This window comes from Comamonas sp. 17RB (genome assembly GCF_030056555.1).
GTDB lineage: Bacteria > Pseudomonadota > Gammaproteobacteria > Burkholderiales > Burkholderiaceae_C > Comamonas > Comamonas terrigena.
This window is the reverse complement of the sequence record NZ_JASHHY010000002.1, coordinates 545,237-565,621: the sequence shown is the minus strand read 5'-3', so window position 1 is coordinate 565,621 and position 20,385 is coordinate 545,237. Positions and strand designations below refer to the sequence as shown.

Genomic DNA, 20,385 nt, shown 5'->3' with positions numbered 1-20,385 from the left:
CCATGTTTAAGAAAATTTTGGTTGCCAACCGGGGTGAAATTGCCCTGCGCATCCAGCGTGCTTGCCGCGAAATGGGCATCAAGGCCGTGATGGTCTACTCGGAAGCCGACCGCGAAGCCAAGTACGTCAAGCTGGCCGACGAAGCCGTGTGCATTGGCCCGGGCCCGTCGCCTCTGAGCTACCTCAATATGCCGGCCATCATCTCGGCTGCCGAGGTGACCGATGCCGAAGCCATTCACCCCGGTTATGGCTTCCTGAGTGAGAACGCCGACTTTGCCGAACGTGTCGAGCAAAGCGGTTTCGCCTTCATCGGCCCCACGGCCGATTCCATCCGCATCATGGGTGACAAGGTTTCGGCCAAGCAAGCCATGATCAAGGCGGGCGTGCCCTGCGTGCCCGGCTCGGACGGCGAACTGCCCGAAGACCCGGCCCAGATCCGCCGCATCGCCAAGGCCATCGGCTACCCGGTGATCATCAAGGCCGCTGGCGGCGGTGGTGGCCGCGGCATGCGCGTGGTGCACACCGAAGCCGCCCTGGTCAATGCCGTGCAGATGACCAAGGCCGAAGCCGGTGCTGCCTTCGGCAATCCTGCGGTGTACATGGAGAAGTACCTCCAGAATCCACGCCACATCGAAATCCAGGTGCTGTGCGACCAGCACAAGAACGCGGTGTACCTGGGCGAGCGCGACTGCTCCATGCAGCGCCGCCACCAGAAGGTGATCGAAGAGGCTCCGGCCCCCGGTATCCCCCGCCGCCTGATCGAGAAGATCGGCGAGCGTTGCGTGGCTGCCTGCAAGAAGATCGGCTACCGCGGTGCGGGCACGTTCGAGTTCCTGTACGAGAACGGCGAGTTTTACTTCATTGAAATGAACACCCGCGTCCAGGTGGAGCACCCGGTGACCGAATCGATCACCGGCGTGGACATCGTGCGCACCCAGATCATGGTGGCGGCCGGCGACAAGCTGCCCTTCACCCAGCGCCAGATCAACACGCAGATGCGCGGTCACGCCATCGAGTGCCGCATCAACGCCGAAGATCCGTACAACTTCATGCCTTCGCCCGGCCGTGTCACCATGTGGCACATGCCCGGTGGTCCTGGCGTGCGTGTGGACTCGCACGTGTACAACAACTACTTCGTGCCGCCCAACTACGACTCCATGATCGGCAAGCTGATCGTGTACGGTGACACCCGCGAGCAGGCCCTGGCCCGCATGCGCACGGCGCTGTCGGAAGTGGTGGTCGAAGGCATCAAGACCAATGTGCCCCTGCACCAGGACCTGATGGTGGACGCCAAGTTCATGGAAGGCGGCACCAACATCCATTACCTGGAGCAATGGCTGGAACACCGCAAAAAGCGCTGATCCACCACGGTAGATGACCAGCATGCTGGCCCTTGGCAACGGGGGCCAGCATTTCGTTTTTCAGCCCAAGGAGTTGCCTTATGCATGAGCTGAGCCTGATGTGCCCGGAAGACCGGGTGGAAGATGTGAGCGACGCGCTCGATGCGCTGGATGCCCTGAGCGTGTCCGTGGAGGACATGGACGCCCAGACCGAGGCGGAACAGGCGCTGTTCGGCGAGCCTGGCATGCCGCCCCCCAAGGATGGCTGGAACCGCAGCCGCATCGTGGCCTTGTTCCCCGATGAAGCCGCCGCCCGGCAGGCGCAGGACCTGCTGGTGCTGCAGGATTTCTTTGGCGGTTGCCAGGTCCTGGGCATCCAGGAAGTGGAAGCCCAGGACTGGGTGCGGCTGACGCAGTCGCAGTTCCAGCCGGTGGACATCACCCCCGAGTTCTGGATCGTGCCCACCTGGCACGAGATGCCCGAAGCCGCGAAGGTCAGCATCCGCCTGGATCCGGGCCTGGCCTTCGGTACCGGCACCCATCCCACCACCCGCATGTGCCTGCGCTGGATTGCCACGCAGCCGGCAGGCAGCCTGGGCCGTACGCTGGACTACGGCTGTGGCTCCGGCATTCTGGCCATCGGTGCGGCCAAGTTCGGCGCGCCGGCGATTGATGCGGTGGACATCGATCCCGATGCCGTGGTCTCCTGCGAGCTCAATGCCCAGGCCAACGCGGTGCAGCTGAACGCCGGCCTGCCCGACAAGGCCCAGGGCCAGTACCAGACGGTGTTGGCCAATATCCTGGCGACGCCGCTGCGGATGCTGGCGCCGTTGCTGTGCAACCATGTGCAGGCCGGTGGCCATCTGGTGCTGGCCGGTATCCTGGAGCGCCAGGCGGACGAGCTGAAGCAGGCCTATGCACCCTATGTGCAGCTGGATGTGAGCGACAGCGAAGACGGCTGGATTCTGATGACGGCCCGCAAGGCCTGAGCCGCACGCACAGCTTCTTTTGGGCTGTGACTGTCTGTCCCCCGCGGGTTGCGGGTGTGGCGGGCGGGCGGCCTGCTTCTACAATCGGTGCGCCATGAGCCAGATCACCACCTGTCCTTCCTGCAGCACGCGTTTTCGCGTGGTGGCAGACCAGTTGCGCATTTCCGATGGCTGGGTGCGCTGCGGTCAGTGCCAGGAGGTGTTCGACGCGCGCGACCACCTGGATGCGGTGGTCCCCGTGGAGCCGGTGGCGGCGCCGGAACCCGTGCCGGCAGCCCCTGCCGTCCCGGACGCTGTGGCGCATACCGGTGTGGCCGGTGCGTCTGCCGTGCCAGCCGTGCAAGCCATGCCTATGGCACCCGTTGCCGAGGAGGTGGTGACCGAGCCTGAGGGCGAGGAGCCATCGCTTCCCGTGCCTGACATGCCGGTGCCGGCATCCGAACCGGTGCCTGCGCCGGTCGTGCCACCTGCTCCGGGTTATGAGCTGCCGGCGCCGCAATGGTCGGATGATCCCGACCTGCCGGAACCTCCGGCAGCGCATGAAGAGCCAGAGCCCGAGGCGGTGCTGCCGCTGCGTCCATCGCATGCAGCGGTGGAGCCGGACCATATTTCAGATCCCGAGCCAGTGCTGCAGCTGCCATCGGTCGCGCCTGCCGCACCGGCGTCGGGGCGCACAGACCCCGTATGGAATGCCAGCGCGGCGGCACCGGCTGAGGTGACAAGGCAGGAGCCCTCGGCATCTGCGGAGGCCTTGACTGACGCATGGTCCGCTGCCGACCACCAGGGCCTGCAAGGCACAACACCAGCACAGGATGGTCGATCGGATGCAGAGCCCGTGGCTCCGACTTCGGTGCAGGAAGCGATGGACAGGGTGGACGCATCCACACCGGTGCTGGCGGCAGAGGCGGCTGACGCAGCCGAGGTGGCGGCCCATGCTGCAGAGCCCGTGGATGCCGGGGCTGCAATGCCGCCGCCGGTGGACGCCATTGAATCTGCGGCCCAGAAGCTGGCGCAGTCCGAGGCCGCAATCACCTCCGCGGCAGCACCGGCATTTCCGTTTGCCGAACCGGTGGACGATGACGATCCGCTGGTGCTGGATTCTTCACTGGAGCCGGGGTTTGTGCGCGATGCACGCCGCAAGGCCTGGTGGCAAAAGCCGGTGGTGCGGGTCGCCATGGGCGCGAGCGTGGTGGTGCTGCCGGTGGCGCTGGTCCTGCAAGTGGCTTTGCATGAACGTAACGCTCTGGCGGCCTGGCAACCCAGCCTGCGGCCGGCACTGGAGTTCATGTGCACGGCCCTGCAGTGCAAGCTGGGGCCGCGCCAGCAGATTGGCGCCATGGTGGTGTCGGGCTCCACGTTTGCCAAAGGCGAGCGCGAGCGTGCCTACCAGCTGAGTCTGAGCATACAGAACCGCGCCGGCACGCCCGTGGGCATGCCGGCCGTGGAGTTGACGCTGACCGATGCCCAGGACCAGGCCATTGCCCGCAAGGTGATCCAGGCCAAGGAGCTGGGCGCACCGCCAGAACTCAAGGCCGGTGCCGAGTGGAGCGGCACGGTGCCGGTGACCACCGAAGGTTTGAACCTGCAGGTGTCCGGCTACCGCGTGCTGTTGTTTTACCCCTGATTTTTTTCTTTCAAGGATTTCCCATGCCTGCATTGATTTGCGGATCCCTGGCCTTTGACAACATCATGACCTTCGAAGGTCGCTTTGCAGACCAGATCATGCCGGAGCAGCTGCACATCCTGAATGTGTCTTTCCTGGTGCCTTCGCTGCGCCGGGACTTCGGCGGTTGCGCCGGCAACATCGCTTATGCGCTGCAGCAGCTGGGTGGTCAGCCCTTGCCCATGGCCATGGTCGGCAGCGATGGCGCGGACTACCTGGCACGCATGCAGGCACAGGGCATCGACACCCGCCATGTGGGCCAGGTGCAGGATACGCACACGGCCCAGTGCATGATCATGACCGACCGGGACAACAACCAGATCGCGGCCTTCCACCCTGGTGCCATGTCGCTGGCGCACCAGAACGTGATCACCGCGGAATGCGGTGCCCGCATCGCCATCATCTCGCCCGACGGCCGTGATGCCATGCTGCAGCATGCGGCCCAGCTGGCCCAGGCCGGCATTCCTTTTGTGTTCGACCCCGGTCAGGGCCTGCCCATGTTCAACGGGCAAGAGCTGCTGCAGTTCATCGACCAGGCATCCTGGGTCACCGTCAACGACTACGAAGGCAAGATGCTGTGCGACCGCACCGGGCTGTCGCTGGAGGAGCTGTCGCACAAGGTGCGCGGCCTGGTGGTGACCTTGGGGGCGGAAGGCTGTGAAGTGTGGGAGCAGGGCGTGCGCACCCTGGTGCCTGCGGTCACTCCCGCTGCCGTGGTGGACCCCACAGGATGTGGCGATGCCTGGCGCGCTGCCTTGCTGTACGGTCTGGAACAAGGCTGGCCGCTGGCGCAATGTGCCGAGCTGGGCAACCAGGTGGGCGCGGTCAAGGTGGCACACCGTGGCCCGCAGAACTACACCCTGGAGCAGCTGCGTGACAGCCTGCTGGCGGCCTGATGCCCCGGGCGCTGACCCCATGAAAAAAGCCCGCATCTGCGGGCTTTTTTCATGGGCGATGGCCGCAACGGCCAATGCTTCAGGGCTTGCCGCCGGTAGGGAAGGGCCAGGCAGCCTGGGGTGCCAGCGCTGTCTGTGCCACAGGCGCAGCAGCCACGGCAGGCGCAGCAGCGGCAGCCTTCTTGGCAGGAGCGGCCTTCTTGGCAGGGGCAGCCTTCTTGGCAGCAGCAGGTGCAGCAGCCTTCTTGGCGACAGCAGGCGCTGCAGCCTTCTTGGCAGCAGGCGCAGCGGCCTTCTTGGCAGCAGGTGCAGCGGCCTTCTTGGCGGCAGCAGGCGCAGCAGCCTTCTTGGCAGGAGCGGCCTTCTTGGCGGCAGCAGGAGCAGCAGCCTTCTTGGCAGGAGCAGCCTTCTTGGCGGCAGCAGGCGCAGCAGCCTTCTTGGGTGCAGCGGCCTTGGCGGTGGTGGTCTTCTTGGCGGCGGCCTTGGGAGCAGCAGCCTTGGGAGCGGCGGCCTTCTTGGCCGCAGGAGCAGCAGCCTTCTTGGGTGCAGCAGCCTTGGCGGTGGTGGCCTTCTTGGCGGCGGCCTTGGGAGCAGCAGCCTTGGGGGCGGCGGCCTTCTTGGCAGCAGGAGCAGCAGCCTTCTTGGGTGCAGCAGCCTTGGCGGTGGTGGCCTTCTTGGCGGCGGCCTTGGGAGCAGCAGCCTTGGGAGCGGCGGCCTTCTTGGCAGCAGCAGGAGCAGCAGCCTTCTTGGGCGCAGCAGCCTTGGGAGCGGCAGCCTTCTTGGCAGCAGGTGCAGCGGCCTTCTTGGGAGCTGCGGCCTTAGGTGCAGCAGCCTTGGGAGCGGCAGCCTTCTTGGCAGCAGGTGCAGCGGCCTTCTTGGGAGCAGCAGCCTTGGCGGTGGTGGCCTTCTTGGCAGCGGCCTTGGGGGCTGCGGCCTTGGCGGCGGTCTTCTTCACTTCTGCCTTGACGGCAGTTTTCTTGGTGCTTTCGCTGCCGGTGGTGGCAGCCTTTTTCGCTGCGGTCTTCTTTGCAGTTGCCATCATCTTCTCCTTCGTTGGTTTATACAAAGCGCTGTTTGCGATTGGAACGCAGGGCGTGATCCTGTGCGCCGTGGAGGGATTCAACGCAACACGCATAAAAGCGCCCCATGCCACCAAATTCGCAAAAGCAGTTGATGGCATGGGGCGCATTATGAATTTTCTTGTAGCACTTGAGGAGGTATTAATCCCAAGAAAGTGCACCTCCGGACTGATATTCGATGACTCGTGTCTCAAAGAAGTTACGTTCCTTCTTCAAATCGATCATTTCACTCATCCAGGGGAACGGATTTTCTTCACCCGGGAACAGCTCTTCCAAACCGATTTGTGTGGCGCGGCGATTGGCGATGTAGCGCAGATAGCCCTTGAACATCGATGCATTCATGCCCAGCACACCGCGCGGCATGGTGTCTTCGGCATATTGGTATTCGAGCTCGACGGCCTTGCGGAACAGCTCGTTGATCTCTTCCTTGAATGCCGGGGTCCACAGGTGCGGGTTCTCCAGCTTCAACTGGTTGATCAGGTCGATGCCGAAATTGCAGTGCATGGATTCATCGCGCAGGATGTACTGGTACTGCTCGGCAGCGCCCACCATCTTGTTCTGGCGGCCCAGCGCCAGGATCTGCGTGAAGCCCACGTAGAAGAACAGACCTTCCATCAGGCAGGCAAACACGATCAGGCTCTTGAGCAGGGTCTGGTCGGTTTCCGGCGTGCCGGTGTGGAAGTTCGGGTCCATGATCGCTTCGATGAAGGGGATCAGGAACTCGTCTTTGTTGCGGATGGACTCGACCTCGTTGTACGCGTTGAAGATCTCGCCTTCGTCCAGACCCAGCGACTCCACGATGTACTGGTAGGCGTGGGTGTGGATGGCTTCCTCGAAGGCCTGGCGCAGCAGGAACTGGCGGCATTCCGGTGCGGTGATGTGGCGGTAGGTGCCCAGCACAATGTTGTTGGCAGCCAACGAATCGGCGGTCACAAAGAAGCCCAGATTGCGTTTGACGATGCGGCGCTCGTCTTCGGTCAGGCCATTGGGGCTCTTCCACAGCGCGATGTCGCGCGTCATGTTCACTTCCTGCGGCATCCAGTGGTTGGCGCAGGTGGCCAGGTATTTTTCCCAGGCCCACTTGTACTTGAAGGGCACCAGCTGGTTGACGTCGGTCTTGGCGTTGATGATGCGCTTGTCGGCCGCGTTCACACGCTTGTGGGTGTTGGTGGATGCGCCGCTTTCCGCGCTGCTGGCGGAAGGGGCAAGGGTGTCGTCGTCAAAACTCAGCATGGTGGATTCCTTGGAAAGAGCAGCTGGGTGCGTTCATTGCCATCCAGCTTTTTCGATTCATCGATGTCACAAGTGCGGTGGCAGGCGGCACATGGGCGCGTTGCATTCCGCCGCCGCCGGGGGCATGTCACCCCCGAGGGCCTCGCCCGCTCTGGCGTCTGGCGCCAAAGCGGGGGTGCACCGAGCGCTGGGCGCCCGGTGCACCGGGAGGCGCCTTCCGTTACTGGCAGGCCTCGCAGCCGGGGTCGTCGATCGCGCAGAACTTGATGTCGGTGGCCGGTGCCTGCTGGGCACGGGCGGCGGCTGCGGCCTTTTCCAGCGCACTCATGGAAGCCATGGCGGCAGGGGCGTTGGCCGACACGGCATTCAGCACACGGCTTTGGACCGTGGACTTCTCCACGTGGGTGGCGCTGATGGTGCGCAGGTAGTAGGTGGTCTTCAGACCACGCTGCCAAGCCAGCAGGTAGGTATCGTGCAACTTCTTGCCGGATGCGCCCGCCATGTAGATGTTCAGGCTCTGGGCCTGGTCGATCCACTTCTGGCGGCGGCTGGCAGCCTCCACCAGCCACTGCGGTTCCACTTCGAAGGCGGTGGCGTACAGCTGCTTGAGGTCGTGCGGCACGCGCTCGATGGGGCGCAGCGAACCGTCAAAGTGCTTCAGGTCCATGACCATCACTTCGTCCCACAGGCCTAGCTTCTTCAGGTCACGCACCAGGAACTGGTTGATGACGGTGAATTCGCCGGACAGGTTGGACTTGACCGACAGATTGCCGAACGAGGGCTCGATGGAGGCGTCTACCCCCACGATGTTGGAGATGGTGGCCGTGGGCGCAATGGCCACGCAGTTGGAGTTGCGCATGCCGTCGGCCTGGATCTTGGCGCGCAGCGCTTCCCAGTCCAGACGCACGGTGCGGTCCACGTCCACATAACCGCCGCGTTCCTTTTCCAGCAGGTTCAGCGAATCCAGCGGCAGGATGCCCTGCGACCACAGCGAGCCCTGGTAGCTGGAGTAGGTGCCGCGTTCCTTGGCCAGCTCGGTCGATGCCCAGTAGGCGTAGTAGCAGACCGCTTCCATGGCGGCGTCGGCAAACTCCACGGCAGCTTGGCTGGCGTAGGGGGTGCGCATTTCATACAGCGCATCCTGGAAGGCCATGATGCCCATGCCCACCGGGCGGTGGCGCATGTTGGAGTCGCGGGCCTTGTCCACGGCGTAGTAGTTGATGTCGATCACGTTGTCCAGCATGCGCATGGCCGTGGTGATGGTCTTGCGCAGCTTGGCGTGGTCGATGGCGCCGTTGGTGATGTGGCGTGCCAGGTTCACGGAGCCCAGGTTGCAGACGGCGGTTTCGCTGTCGCTGGTGTTCAGCGTGATTTCCGTGCACAGGTTGGAAGAGTGCACCACGCCCACATGCTGCTGGGGCGAACGGATGTTGCAAGGGTCCTTGAACGTGATCCAGGGGTGGCCGGTCTCGAACAGCATGGACAGCATCTTGCGCCACACATCCACGGCGGGCACGCGCTTGAACAGCGTGATCTCGCCGGTCTGGGTCTTGGCTTCGTAGGCGGTGTAGGCCTTCTCGAACGCCTGGCCGAACAGGTCGTGCAGCTCGGGCACATCGGAAGGCGAGAACAGGGTCCATTCGCCGTTTTCCACCACGCGCTTCATGAACAGGTCGGGAATCCAGTTCGCCGTGTTCATGTCGTGGGTGCGGCGGCGGTCATCGCCGGTGTTCTTGCGCAGTTCCAGGAATTCTTCGATGTCCAGGTGCCAGGTTTCCAGGTAGGCGCAGACAGCGCCCTTGCGCTTGCCGCCCTGGTTCACCGCCACCGCCGTGTCGTTGACCACCTTCAGGAAAGGCACCACGCCTTGCGATTCGCCGTTCGTGCCCTTGATGCGGGCGCCCAGGGCGCGCACATTGGTCCAGTCGTTGCCCAGGCCGCCGGCAAACTTGGACAGCAGCGCGTTTTCCTTGATGGCGTCGTAGATGCCGCCCAGGTCGTCGGACACGGTGGTCAGGTAGCAGCTCGACAGCTGCGAACGCAGCGTGCCGCTGTTGAACAGCGTGGGCGTGGAAGACATGAAGTCGAACGAGCTCAGCAGTTCGTAGAACTCGATGGCGCGGGCGTCGCGGTCGGACTCCTGCAGCGCCAGGCCCATGGCCACACGCATGAAGAAGCTCTGCGGCAGCTCGATGCGCGTCTTGCGCACGTGCAGGAAGTAGCGGTCGTACAGCGTCTGCAAACCCAGGTAGTCGAACTGCTGGTCGCGCTCGGCCTTCAGTGCCTTGCCCAGGCGGGGCAGGTCGAACTTCAGCAGCTCGGGGTTGAGCAGCTCGTTGTCCACGCCCTTCTGGATGAAGCCGGGGAAGTAGTCGGCATAGGCCGCGTCCATGTCGGCCGGCTGCACATCGCGGCCCATGACTTCGCGCACGATGGTGTGCAGCAGCAGGCGGGCGGTGACATAGGTGTAGTCGGGATCGGTCTCGATCAGGGTGCGGGCGGCCAGGATGGCGGCCTTGTAGACCTCGGCCAGCGGCACGCCGTCGTACAGATTGCGCAGCGTCTCGCTCAGGATGGGCGCGGCGGAGATATCGGGGTTCAGGTTGCGGCAGGCGGCTTCAAACAGGGCCTGCAGGCGTTCCTGGTCCAGCGGCTGGCGCTGACCGTTGTCGGTCACGTGCAGCGTGGGCTTGGGGGCTGCGGCGGCTGCGGCTTCTTCCTCGGCCTTCTTCTTGGCGGCGGCGCGTTCCTGGTTGCGGGCTTCGCGGTACAGCACATAGGCGCGGGCCACATCCTGGTGACCGCCACGCATCAGACCCAGTTCCACATGGTCCTGGATGTCTTCAATGTGGAAGGTGCCGCCGCCTGGACGCGAACGCACCAGGGCGCGGATCACGGCGTGGGTCAGGCTGTCGACGGTTTCGCGCACGCTGGCGGACGCAGCGCCCTGGGCGCCGCGCACGGCCAGGAAGGCCTTGGTGGCGGCGGTGGCGATTTTCTGCGGAGCAAAAGGCACGACATCGCCACTGCGGCGGATCACCTGGTAGGTCTCCAGCGCTACCTGGGTGGTCGTGGGCTGGTCGGCAGACAGGGTATTCGGTGCGTCTTGCATGGGTTCCTCTTGATTGGGATGGCGGGGCCGACGGCTGTGGGGCCCTGCGTCTGAATGCGGTAGTTGCAACAAGATGTTACACACTAGATGTAGTGTTCGATCGATTGCCGAGCACTAGGGGTAGTGTACTGCGCAGGCCTATGCTGCCAAGCCGGAAGCGGGAAAAAATCTGTGGCGCCAGGGGCTTGACACGCGGGCAGCGCCCGCCCGCTGGTGCTTTGCCGGCGAAAGTCCGCAAGCCATGCGGGGTGGCAGGCCATGGCGCCGGGCAATGGCGCACCGGCATTGTGTGCACCGGTGGTCCGGGGGCGTGTCTGCCGCTCGGGCGTCGCGTTTTGGCTGCAGCCTGTGGTCAATGGGGATTGACGCAGCGCATGGGGGCGAAAGTCTGCCCACCCATGCCCTCACGGCGCGCTGTGGCAGGGGTGTGGGTACGCACCAAGCAGAAGGAGAAGGCGCCGTGGCGGGCGGTGCGCGGCATGGGCTCAGCGCAATGACCTTGCTGGCGGCGTGGAACGCACGCGGGGGGCTAGGCCGGCGGAAACTGCCAATCCGGGTGGCGGGCCTGCAAGGGGTGCTGCAGGCGCGGCCAGTCAAAACCGGGGCCGGGGTCCTGCTTGCGGCCGGGGGCAATGTGCTCGTGGCCGGCGATGTGCTGCAGCGGGTAATGCTGGCCAATGGCTTCGCTCAGCTGCAGCAGGCTGGTGTACTGGGCGTCTTCAAAGCCCAGGCCTTCCAGGCCTTCGAGCTCGATGCCGATGGAGTCGTCATTGCAGTTGCCGCGCCCGCGCCAGCTGGACTGGCCGGCATGCCAGGCGCGCGCGTCGGCACTGACAAACTGCCAGATCTGGCCGGTGCGCTCGATGAAGAAATGCGAGGACACCTCCAGCCCGCGAATGCCCTGGAAGTAGGGGTGGGCGTCCCAGTCCAGCTGGTTGGTGAACAGCTGCTGCACGCAGCCGGTGCCGAACTGGCCTGGCGGCAGGCTGATGGAATGCACCACCAGCAGATCGATCTGCGCCTGGGCAGGGCGGGGGCCGAAATTGGGCGAAGGCAGGTGGCGCACGCCGGACAGCCAGCCGTCACGCCACACAGGCGGGTCAAAGTCCATGGGAAGAAGGGTCTGCCGCTTAGGGCGCCAGGGGAGTCTGCAAACGGTTCACACGATAGCGCATTTGCTGCTGCCGCAGACCGGGGCGGGACGCCGCTGCCAGGCAGTGGCGGGAAGCCCCGTTCCGGTCGCCAGATGCAGGTCCTGGTGTTCGCAGGTTCAGGGGCGGGGGCCGAGCTTGCGGTGCGCCTCGCAGCAGTAGGACTGCTGCTGTGCATCGTTCAGGGCATCGCGTTGCGGCAGGTGCAGGCCGCAGTGGGCGCAGGCCACCATGGGCTGGGGCGGCGCGAGCGTGGGCTGGGACGGTGGCGCCGGGGGGCGCAGCGACTGGCGCTGCTTCTTCCAATACAGATAGAACACCGCCACCACGGCGATCACCAGCAGGTATTTCATTGCAAGCGCCCCAGCACCACTTCCAGCACGAAGCGCGAACCCACATAGCCCAGCAGCAGCAGCAGCGCGCCGGCATAGATCATGCGCACCGCATGGTTGCCGCGCCAGCCAAAGCGGCCGCGGCCCACCAGCAGCACGGCAAACACCAGCCAGCTCAGCAGGGAAAAGATTTCCTTGTGGCCCCAGCGCCAGGCGTGGCCGTAGAGCTGTTCACCAAACAGCCAGCCGGCCAGCAGCGTGGCCGTCAGCAGGATGAAGCCGGCCGTCACAAAGCGGAAGGTCAGCCGCTCCAGCAGCAGCAGCGGCATGCCGCTGTCGGATTCGGCGCCGGTGCGCATGCGCTGCTCGGCCTGGCTCATCAGCGCGCCGTGCACCACGGCGGCGGCAAACAGCCCATAGCAGGCAATGCCCAGCGCCAGGTGCAGCGGCAACCAGGCCGAGGCCTGGACATGCAGCGGGTGGCCTGGAAACACCAGGGCCAGGGCCACCGTGACCGCGCCCAGTGCGGCCAGCACCCAGCGGGCCCGCATCTGGGGAAAGAGCTGCTGCTCCACGGCGTACACCGTCAGCATCAGCCAGGCCGTGATGGACAGTGCCGGTGCAAAGCCAAAATGGGGCGGGCTGTTCAGCAGGGTGAAGACCAGCGCCAGGCCGTGCAGCACCCAGGCGCAACGCAGGGCCAGCCGGGCCTTGGCAGGCGTGAGGTGGCGTATGCCCAGCGCGGGCACGGCATAGGCCAGGATGGCGGCCATGGACATGCCCCAGCCAGGCAAGGAAGAAGGGGTCGGAACCATATCTGGATGATAGCCGTCGGCGTAGCTGCTGCGCCGCTGTGCGGGCGCAAGTCAGCATCAGAAATGCGGCCAAGCGCCGCAGAAAACCACAGTTTGTCTGCCGGGCGGGGGCCGGGCACCGGCGCATATGGGCTTCCGGGCAGGCGCCATGCCGCCCCGGGCGGCTGCGGCGTTCCCCTGCGCGCGGCAGCGCAGGGGTGGGGCATGTAAAATTGGTGCTTACGCCCGGGGGCGCACGCGCGTCCACCTCCTTTGTCGCTGGCTGGACCTGCGGCAACCGATATTTCCCCGGCCCTGCTGTGCAGGCACCTAGCCTGCCTTGGCAGCAGCACGACCCACTCTTCCCCGGAACAGACAGCTATGGCATCCGCACTCACCGACAAACTCTCGCGACTCGTCAAGGAGATGCGGGGCCAGGCCCGCATCACCGAATCCAATGTGCAGGACATGCTGCGCGAAGTGCGCATGGCCCTGCTGGAAGCCGACGTGGCCCTGCCTGTGGTGCGCGACTTCATCGCCCGGGTCAAGGAAAAGGCGCTGGGCCAGGAGGTGCTGGGCAGTCTGAAGCCCGGTCAGGCCCTGGTGGGCATCGTGAATGCCGAACTCTCCGCCACCATGGGCGAGGGTGTGGCCGACATCAACCTGAATGCCCAGCCTCCCGCCATCATCCTGATGGCCGGCCTGCAAGGTGCCGGTAAAACCACCACCACGGCCAAACTGGCCAAGCACCTGATCGAGAAGCGCAAGAAGAAGGTGCTGACGGTCTCGGGTGACGTGTACCGCCCTGCGGCGATCGAACAGCTCAAGACCGTCACCGCCCAGGCCGGCGCCGAATGGTTCCCCTCCACGCCCGACCAGAAGCCGCACGACATTGCCGTGGCCGCGCTGGACTACGCCAAGAAGCATTTCTTCGACGTGCTGCTGGTGGACACGGCCGGCCGCCTGGCCATCGACGAGCTGTTGATGGCCGAAATCAAGGACCTGCATGCCACCTTGAAGCCGGTGGAAACCCTGTTCGTGGTCGATGCCATGCAGGGCCAGGATGCGATCAACACCGCCAAGGCCTTCAAGGAAGCGCTGCCGCTGACCGGTATCGTGCTGACCAAGCTGGACGGTGACTCGCGCGGTGGTGCCGCCCTGTCGGTGCGCCAGATCACCGGTGCGCCCATCAAGTTTGCCGGTGTGTCGGAAAAGATCGACGGCCTGGAAGTGTTCGATGCCGACCGCCACGCCCAGCGTGTGTTGGGCATGGGGGACATCGTGGCCCTGGTGGAGCAGGTCACCAAGGGCGTGGACATGGAGGCCGCGCAGAAGCTGGCCGAAAAGGTCAAGAGTGGCGACGGGTTTGACCTGAACGACTTTCTGGCCCAGATCCAGCAGATGAAGCAGATGGGCGGTCTGTCCACGCTGATGGACAAGCTGCCTTCCGAGCTGACCGCCAAGGCCGGTGCCGTGGACATGGACAAGGCCGAGCGCGAAATCAAGCGCAAGGAAGGCATCATCTGCTCCATGACCGCCAAGGAGCGCAAAAAGCCCGAAATCATCAAGGCCACCCGCAAGAAGCGCATTGCCGACGGCGCAGGTGTGCAGGTGCAGGAAGTCAACCGCCTGCTCAAGGAGTTCGAGCAGATGCAGACCATGATGAAGAAGATGAAGGGCGGCGGCCTGATGAAGATGATGAAGAAGATGGGTGGCATGAAAGCCATGAAGGGCATGATGGGTGGCGGCGGCATGCCCAAGCTGCCGTTCTGAGCCTTCTTGGCTGTCTGCGCTGTTGCCATGGCAGCGCGGTGTGTGTACCAGGCGCCTGCAACAGGCGCCTTTTTTATGCCCGCTTGGTGGGGGCCGGCGGTCTGTGCCGCCGACCGGGCCGTAGGGCGTTGGGGCGTGTGGTGGACCCGGATGTGAAGTTATCTGCCGCCTTGGCGGTGCCAGCGCTTGTGTCGGATACGAGCAGCGGGCGCTGCAAGGGACGCTGTGGGAGGTGCGGTGCGCCAGTCGCCTTTATTTCAGGCGCCCATAAAAAAACCGCCCGGTCTTGCGACGGGGCGGTATGAATCGGAAAGCGTTGAGTTTTCCAAAGGGGAACGGGTGAATCAGTGGAGCATCAGCGCACCTGCGCTCTTGCTCTTGCCGGCACGGGCCGGTGGGTTGCACAGGCCACATTCGTAGTGGCGTGCGTTTTCATAGGGTTCGGTCACAAACATGCCGGAGCACTTGGAGCACTTGGTGCGGGTCAGCATGTTGGCGTCCACGAACTTCACCAGGCGCCAGGCGCGGGTGAAGGACAGCATCAGATCCAGGCCGGCGGCTTCGATCTGTTCGCTGTAGAGGCGGTAGGCCTTGGTCAGCTGCTCGACTGCATCCAACTCCACGCCCTTGGACAGGTATTCGTAGATGTTCAGGAACAGCGAGCTGTGGATGTTTTCTTGCCAGGTCAGGAACCAGTCGGTGGAAAACGGCAGCTGGCCTTTGGACGGCGACTTGCCAGCGATTTCCTTGTAGAGGCGGATCAGGCGCTCATACGACAGCGTGGTTTCGGATTCGAGCACCTGCATGCGGGCGCCCATGCCGATCAGCATGGCAGCGCGTTCGATCTGCTTGGACTCGTTCAGCACGCTCTTGGTGGTGGTGGCCATGGTGGTTTCTCCGTGTGTGGTTGCGTGGGGCAATCAGCGTGTGCCTTACAGCACTTCGGAGACGCGGCTGGCCATCAGGATGTTGGCGTGCAGCGTGTTGGTGGCTTCGTTGCCGATCTTGTTGCTGCTGTGGTTGGTCAGCAGGCTCCAGACCAGTTCGTCGTCCACACGGAAGCTGCACAGCAAGGTGTTGCGGGAGGCGAGCTTCAGAACTTGTGCGGCGGAGAGGGCACCCAGGATGTCGCAGGCGTCTTCATTGAGGCCCAGACGGAACACGGCTTCTGCCTTGTCTTGGCGGATCAGGGTTTGCGCCAGCATCAGGTAGGTGAGGTTGGCTTCACGGATCTCGGCGAGCAGTTGGTCGTTGTTCATTGGGTGTTCCTTTCCTTTGGAGTCCAGTCAAAAGTGATTGGTCTTTCAGATCGCTGCGGTCTTGCGCTGTTGTCGATCTGATGGAATGGATTGTGAAGAACCCAATGGGGGAACTGAAGTCAGGGTGCGTCGGTGCGCGGAGTCTGGTTCCCTCACCTTGCGTGTAGGAATTTATCTGACATGGCGGCCATCTTCATGGCATTGACAGGGACAGACTGTACCGGCCCGTAGCGCACATCGATACGTGGATAAATGTTACAAAAGGACGTCAATCCAGCGGATGCGCTCTTTATGTAGCTTTACGTAATCCGCTGAATGGCGGCCCATCGCATGCATGGGTTGATATTGCAAGCTATTGAAAATAAACGGATTTATGGTTCTGTTCGATGCCGCTGCCGTGTGTGTCGGGAGCCGGTGGTCATGGCCAACACCATCCGCCGAGATAAACCGGTCACCCGACTTGTAACGTCTTGTGGTCCAGCCCGTAGCTGCCGGCATGCAGGCCGGTGCCGTACACCGGATCGGCCGCAGGTGCTGCGTAAGCCAGGGCTGTAGTCCATTGCTGACAAACGGCAGCCGGTGTAGACAGCGGTTTCGAGCGTGCTGTAGCGGTGCTGGGCCGCTTGCCTGGATGCCGGCGTGCGGAGGGTTACTGTGTATGGCGACTGTGTATCGCTGGGGCGGGCAGGCCACACACGCAAGAAAAAACCCGCAGGGCTTGCGCACTGCGGGTTTTGGGTGTCCTGGTGGTCGTAGTGGGACTTGAACCTACGACATCAGCATTATGAATGCTGCGCTCTAACCAACTGAGCTATACGACCGACAGGGCGCGATTCTATGGGGAAAAAAGGTGGTCCTGCACGAAAGTGGGCAATTTTTTGTGTCCGGTCGCTGCGCAGCAGCCCGGTCTGCATGGCCATGCCCTTGGCTGGCTGGGCCCTGCCACGGCGCAGGAGCGGCAAAGTAGCGCACAGCGTGCAGGCAAAGAAAAACCCGCAAGGCTTGCGCATTGCGGGTTTCAGGGATTCTGGTGGTCGTAGTGGGACTTGAACCTACGACATCAGCATTATGAATGCTGCGCTCTAACCAACTGAGCTATACGACCGACAGATAGAAATTATATACCAGCTTTTATTGGTTGGTAAAGTTCGCCGGGCGCTTGTTCAGGAAAGCGTCCATGCCTTCCTTCTGGTCCTGGGTGGCAAACAGGGAATGGAACAGGCGGCGCTCGAACATCAGGCCGTCGGAGAGCTGGCCTTCATAGGCGCGGTTCACGGCTTCCTTGGCGGCCATCACCGTGATCTGCGAGAAGCCGCTGATGGTGATGGCTGCGGCCAGCGTTTCTTCCATCAGCTTGTCCAGCGGCACCACGCGGCTGACCAGACCGCTGCGCTCGGCCTCGGCGGCGTCCATCATGCGGGCGGTCAGGCACATGTCCATGGCCTTGCTCTTGCTGATGGCGCGGGGCAGGCGCTGCGTACCACCGGCGCCGGGGATCACGCCCAGCTTGATTTCGGGCTGGCCGAACTTGGCGTTGTCCGCGGCGATGATGAAGTCGCACATCATCGCCAGCTCGCAGCCACCGCCCAGGGCAAAGCCGCTGACGGCGGCGATCACGGGCTTGCGGATGCTGCGGATGGTTTCCCAGTTGCGGGTGATGAAGTCACCGCGGTAGGCATCGGCAAAGCTGTACTTGGCCATGGCGCTGATGTCGGCGCCAGCCGCAAAGGCTTTCTCGCTGCCGGTGATGACCATGCAGCCGATCTTTTCGTCCGCCTCGAAGGCCTTCAGCGCCTCGCCCAGCTCGTTCATCAGCTGGTCGTTCAGGGCGTTGAGCTGCTTGGGTCGGTTCAGGGTGATGACGCCGACTTTGTCCGCTTCGACGCGGACTTCGATGGTTTCGTAGGCCAAGGGGCTATCTCCGTAGGTATGTTTATAGGACGGGTGGATGGAGAAACTATACCCAAGCCGCCCGTCCGTACAGTCACCTACGGCCAGACCCTGAAACGGCGGCGCTGGCGGGCAGGCATGGCTTCACTGTGCCGCCAGCCATTTGGCGGCCACGGCGGCATCCTGCATGCCCAGCTTGATGTTGGCGGGCGTTTCCGTGTCGGGCGCTGCCGGCGATTTGCCCGAGCGCTTGGGCGCCGGTCGGGCGGCCGCCTTGGCCGCAGCCGGCAGTTGCAGCGACAGGCGCAGCAGCTGGTGGTCGCGGGCGACCAGGGCCGTCACCACCTCGCCCGGGCGGGTGTAGAGCGGCAGGTCCTGCAGCTTGCTTAGGCGCCAGCCGTCGCCGCCTGCGCGTTCCACGCCCAGCCATTCGTCGCCGGCCATCAGGCCCGCCTGCTCGGCCAGGCCGCCGCGCAGCACGGTCTTGATCAGCACGCTGCGCTTGTCCTGTACGCGCAGGCCCAGTTGCTGGGCCAGGGCCGGGCGGTCGGCCTGCAGCAGCACGCCGTGGGCCGCCAGCAGTTCGGCCAGTGGCAGCTCGCCGGTGCCGTGCACCCACTGGGCGATTTCGGTTTCCCAGCTGCGGCCCGTCAGCTCCTGCAGCACGGCCAGCACATCGGCCTCGGCCATCGGGCCGCCGTGGCAGCGGGCCCACAGGCCGCGCATCACCTGGTCCAGCGTGACCGGGCCTTCGCGGCGCAGTGCCAGGTCCAGGCACAGGGCCACCAGCGAGCCCTTGGTGTAGTAGCTGACGGTGGCGTTGGCGGTGTTCTCGTCCTGGCGGTAGTACTTGACCCAGGCGTCCCAGCTGGACTGCGCCACGCTCTGCACCTGGCGACCGGGCGTCTGCTGCACCTGGTTGATGGTCTTGGTCAGCAGGGCCAGGTACTGGGCGTTGTCGATCAGGCCGGCACGGCGCAGCAGCAGGTCGTCGTAGTAGCTGGTGAAGCCTTCGAAGAACCACAGCAGCTGGGTGTAGTTCTCGGCGTTGTAGTCGTAGCGGGCAAATTCGGCCGGGCGCAGGCGCTTGACGTTCCAGGTGTGGAAGTACTCGTGGCTGATCAGGCCCAGCAGCGTGGTGTAGCCCTCGGGCTGCTTGCCGCCTTCGCCCAGGGCGCTGGCGCTGCGCGGCAGGTCGCGCCGGCCGCAGATCAGCGCGGTGGAATTGCGGTGCTCCAGCCCGCCGTAGTTGTCGTCCGTGGCGTTGAGCATGAACACGTAGCTGCGGTGCGGCGGCTTCTTGCCCTTGCCATGCCAGAAACGGATTTCCTCTTCGCAGATGGTCTGGGTGTCGCGCAGCAGCTTGTCGCCGTCAAAGCTGGCCGGGGCGCCGGCCACCACAAAGCGGTGGGGCACACCACAGGCGGTGAAGCGGCCCTGCCAGAAGGCGCCCAGTTCCACCGGGCAGTCCACCAGCTCGTCATAGTCGGCCGCCAGATAGTGGCCAAAGCCCTGGCTGTCCACCGCATGGGGCGTCAGGCCCGTGGCCAGCTGCCAGTCGGCCGGGGTGGCGGCAGAGCGGGCGATTTCCAGCGCATGCGGGGTGCGTTCCTGGCCATGCACGCGCAGCAGCAGGCTGGTGCCGTTGAAAAAGCCGCGCCGGCTGTCCAGCCAGGCGGTGCGCACCGAGGTGTCATAGGCGCAGACCTGCCAGTGCAGCTCCATCGGCTGGCCGGCCTTGCAGTCGAGCTGCCAGCGGTGCTTGTCCAGCTGCTGCACGGAAATGGCCTTGCGGCCCTGGGTCGCCTTCAGCCCTTGCAGGTTCTTGGCGAATTCGCGCACCAGGTAGCTGCCCGGAATCCACACCGGCAGCGACAGCTGCTGGCCGGCCTGGGGCGCGGCAATGCGCAGGCGCACGGCAAACAGGTGGGCGTGCAGGTCCAGAGCTTCCACCCGGTACTGCAGCGGGGCATGGGGCGGCTCCAGGGCCTCGGTGGACACGGCGTGCGCTGCCGCTGCCGACAGCTTGGGGGCCGATGGGGCGGTGTTTTGGGGGATGGATGTGGACATGGCGGCGTCGGCGAGAGAGGGCGGCGTGCCTGGCGGCCACGCCGCAAAAAAGAACAGGGCCTGCACGGCGGCAGGCCCCGGGGGCTTAGCGTTTGGCGGCAGCGAGGTGTTTTTCCACCTCGGAAGCCGGAATGGCACCGGGCACGCGGCTGTTGTCTTCAAAGATCAGCGTGGGGGTGCCGGTGATCTTGTGTTTCTTGCCCAGGGCCAGGTTGCGCTGCAGGGCCGTCACATCGCAGCTGGCGGCGGCAGGGGCCTTGTCGCGCAGCATCATGTCGTGCCAGGCTGTGACCTTGTCCTTGGAGCACCAGATGTTGCGCGACTTCTCGGCCGAGTCCGGGCTCAGGATGGGGTAGAGGAACATGTAGATGGTGACGTTGTCCACCTTCTGCATGTCGCGCTCGAAACGCTTGCAGTAGCCGCAGTTCGGATCTTCGAACACGGCCAGCTTGCGCTCGCCCTTGCCCCGCACGACGGTGAAGGCGTCCTGCAGCGGCAGGTCCTTGAACTGCACCTCGGTCAGCTTGGTGATGCGGTCTTCGGTCAGGTTGCGGCGGGCCTTGGTGTCGATCAGCTCGCCCTGGATCAGGTAGTTGCCCTTGGCATCGGTGTAGAACAGGTCGGTACCGATGCGCACCTCGTACAGACCCTGCATGGGCGTGGGGCGGATCTCGTCGATCTTGTCCAGCTGCGGAATGCGCTCGGCCAGGGTCTTTTTCAGGTTGGCGTCCTGGGCATGGGCGCCCAGGCCCAGGGTGAGGGCGGCGGCGACAAGCAGGGCAGAGGGAATCAGCTTCATGAATA

The 20,385-nt window shown here is 64.3% G+C and carries 16 protein-coding genes and 2 tRNA genes; 5 read left to right on the top strand and 13 right to left on the bottom strand.

The genetic code is table 11. From position 1 onward, the window contains the following. Positions 1–2: 2 nt before the first annotated feature. The 4 genes from accC (at position 3) to QM470_RS05725 (ending at position 4,888) form a co-directional block, all read left to right on the top strand. Complete coding sequence (accC, locus tag QM470_RS05740) at positions 3–1,361, top strand: acetyl-CoA carboxylase biotin carboxylase subunit (RefSeq protein WP_066537652.1); 1,359 nt, start codon at positions 3–5, stop codon at positions 1,359–1,361. 80 nt (positions 1,362–1,441) lie between these two features. Then, positions 1,442–2,329: a 50S ribosomal protein L11 methyltransferase gene (gene prmA, locus QM470_RS05735; protein ID WP_066537643.1), complete on the top strand. Its 888-nt coding sequence runs from the start codon at positions 1,442–1,444 to the stop codon at positions 2,327–2,329. Between the two features lie 94 nt (positions 2,330–2,423). Next, a complete protein-coding gene (locus tag QM470_RS05730; RefSeq protein WP_283338505.1) occupies positions 2,424–3,953 on the top strand; it encodes a DUF3426 domain-containing protein in 1,530 nt (509 codons plus the stop codon). A 23-nt stretch (positions 3,954–3,976) separates the two neighbouring features. After that, positions 3,977–4,888, top strand: coding sequence for a carbohydrate kinase family protein (locus QM470_RS05725; protein ID WP_283338504.1), 912 nt, complete (start codon positions 3,977–3,979; stop codon positions 4,886–4,888). Positions 4,889–4,967: 79 nt separating this feature from the next. Here QM470_RS05725 and QM470_RS05720 read toward each other — a convergent pair whose 3' ends face one another. The 6 genes from QM470_RS05720 to QM470_RS05695 form a co-directional block, all read right to left on the bottom strand. Next, on the bottom strand, positions 4,968–5,843 hold the full coding sequence (locus QM470_RS05720; protein WP_502846811.1) for a hypothetical protein: 876 nt from the start codon (positions 5,841–5,843) through the stop codon (positions 4,968–4,970). A 265-nt stretch (positions 5,844–6,108) separates the two neighbouring features. Beyond that, the gene (locus QM470_RS05715; protein WP_066537613.1) at positions 6,109–7,200 is read right to left on the bottom strand and encodes a ribonucleotide-diphosphate reductase subunit beta; all 1,092 of its coding nucleotides are present in this window, start codon (positions 7,198–7,200) and stop codon (positions 6,109–6,111) included. Between the two features lie 220 nt (positions 7,201–7,420). Further along, the gene (locus QM470_RS05710; RefSeq protein WP_280013355.1) at positions 7,421–10,312 is read right to left on the bottom strand and encodes a ribonucleoside-diphosphate reductase subunit alpha; all 2,892 of its coding nucleotides are present in this window, start codon (positions 10,310–10,312) and stop codon (positions 7,421–7,423) included. Between the two features lie 529 nt (positions 10,313–10,841). Then, the gene (ampD, locus tag QM470_RS05705; protein ID WP_283338502.1) at positions 10,842–11,423 is read right to left on the bottom strand and encodes a 1,6-anhydro-N-acetylmuramyl-L-alanine amidase AmpD; all 582 of its coding nucleotides are present in this window, start codon (positions 11,421–11,423) and stop codon (positions 10,842–10,844) included. Between the two features lie 159 nt (positions 11,424–11,582). Next, positions 11,583–11,816: a PP0621 family protein gene (locus QM470_RS05700; RefSeq protein WP_283338501.1), complete on the bottom strand. Its 234-nt coding sequence runs from the start codon at positions 11,814–11,816 to the stop codon at positions 11,583–11,585. Next, complete coding sequence (locus QM470_RS05695; RefSeq protein ID WP_066537577.1) at positions 11,813–12,610, bottom strand: cytochrome C assembly family protein; 798 nt, start codon at positions 12,608–12,610, stop codon at positions 11,813–11,815. The genes QM470_RS05700 and QM470_RS05695 overlap by 4 nt, the downstream gene beginning before the upstream one ends. Before the next feature lie 360 nt (positions 12,611–12,970). On the opposite strand from QM470_RS05695, the gene ffh reads away from it, so the two are divergent. Continuing rightward, complete coding sequence (gene ffh, locus QM470_RS05690) at positions 12,971–14,362, top strand: signal recognition particle protein (RefSeq protein ID WP_218333549.1); 1,392 nt, start codon at positions 12,971–12,973, stop codon at positions 14,360–14,362. Between the two features lie 344 nt (positions 14,363–14,706). Here ffh and flhC read toward each other — a convergent pair whose 3' ends face one another. The 7 genes from flhC to QM470_RS05655 form a co-directional block, all read right to left on the bottom strand. After that, positions 14,707–15,249, bottom strand: a complete 543-nt coding sequence (gene flhC / locus QM470_RS05685; protein WP_066537566.1) for a flagellar transcriptional regulator FlhC — start codon at positions 15,247–15,249, stop codon at positions 14,707–14,709. 45 nt (positions 15,250–15,294) lie between these two features. After that, entirely contained in the window at positions 15,295–15,621 is a 327-nt protein-coding gene (gene flhD / locus QM470_RS05680; RefSeq protein ID WP_066537563.1) for a flagellar transcriptional regulator FlhD, read from the bottom strand. A gap of 744 nt (positions 15,622–16,365) precedes the next feature. Further along, positions 16,366–16,442, bottom strand: a tRNA-Met gene (locus tag QM470_RS05675). A 207-nt stretch (positions 16,443–16,649) separates the two neighbouring features. Continuing rightward, positions 16,650–16,726: transfer RNA gene (locus QM470_RS05670), tRNA-Met, on the bottom strand. A gap of 26 nt (positions 16,727–16,752) precedes the next feature. Then, complete coding sequence (locus QM470_RS05665) at positions 16,753–17,532, bottom strand: enoyl-CoA hydratase (RefSeq protein WP_066537561.1); 780 nt, start codon at positions 17,530–17,532, stop codon at positions 16,753–16,755. Positions 17,533–17,655: 123 nt separating this feature from the next. Beyond that, positions 17,656–19,581, bottom strand: coding sequence for a M61 family metallopeptidase (locus QM470_RS05660; RefSeq protein WP_283338500.1), 1,926 nt, complete (start codon positions 19,579–19,581; stop codon positions 17,656–17,658). Positions 19,582–19,666: 85 nt separating this feature from the next. Beyond that, positions 19,667–20,380, bottom strand: coding sequence for a DsbC family protein (locus tag QM470_RS05655; RefSeq protein WP_066537559.1), 714 nt, complete (start codon positions 20,378–20,380; stop codon positions 19,667–19,669). Positions 20,381–20,385 lie beyond the last annotated feature (5 nt).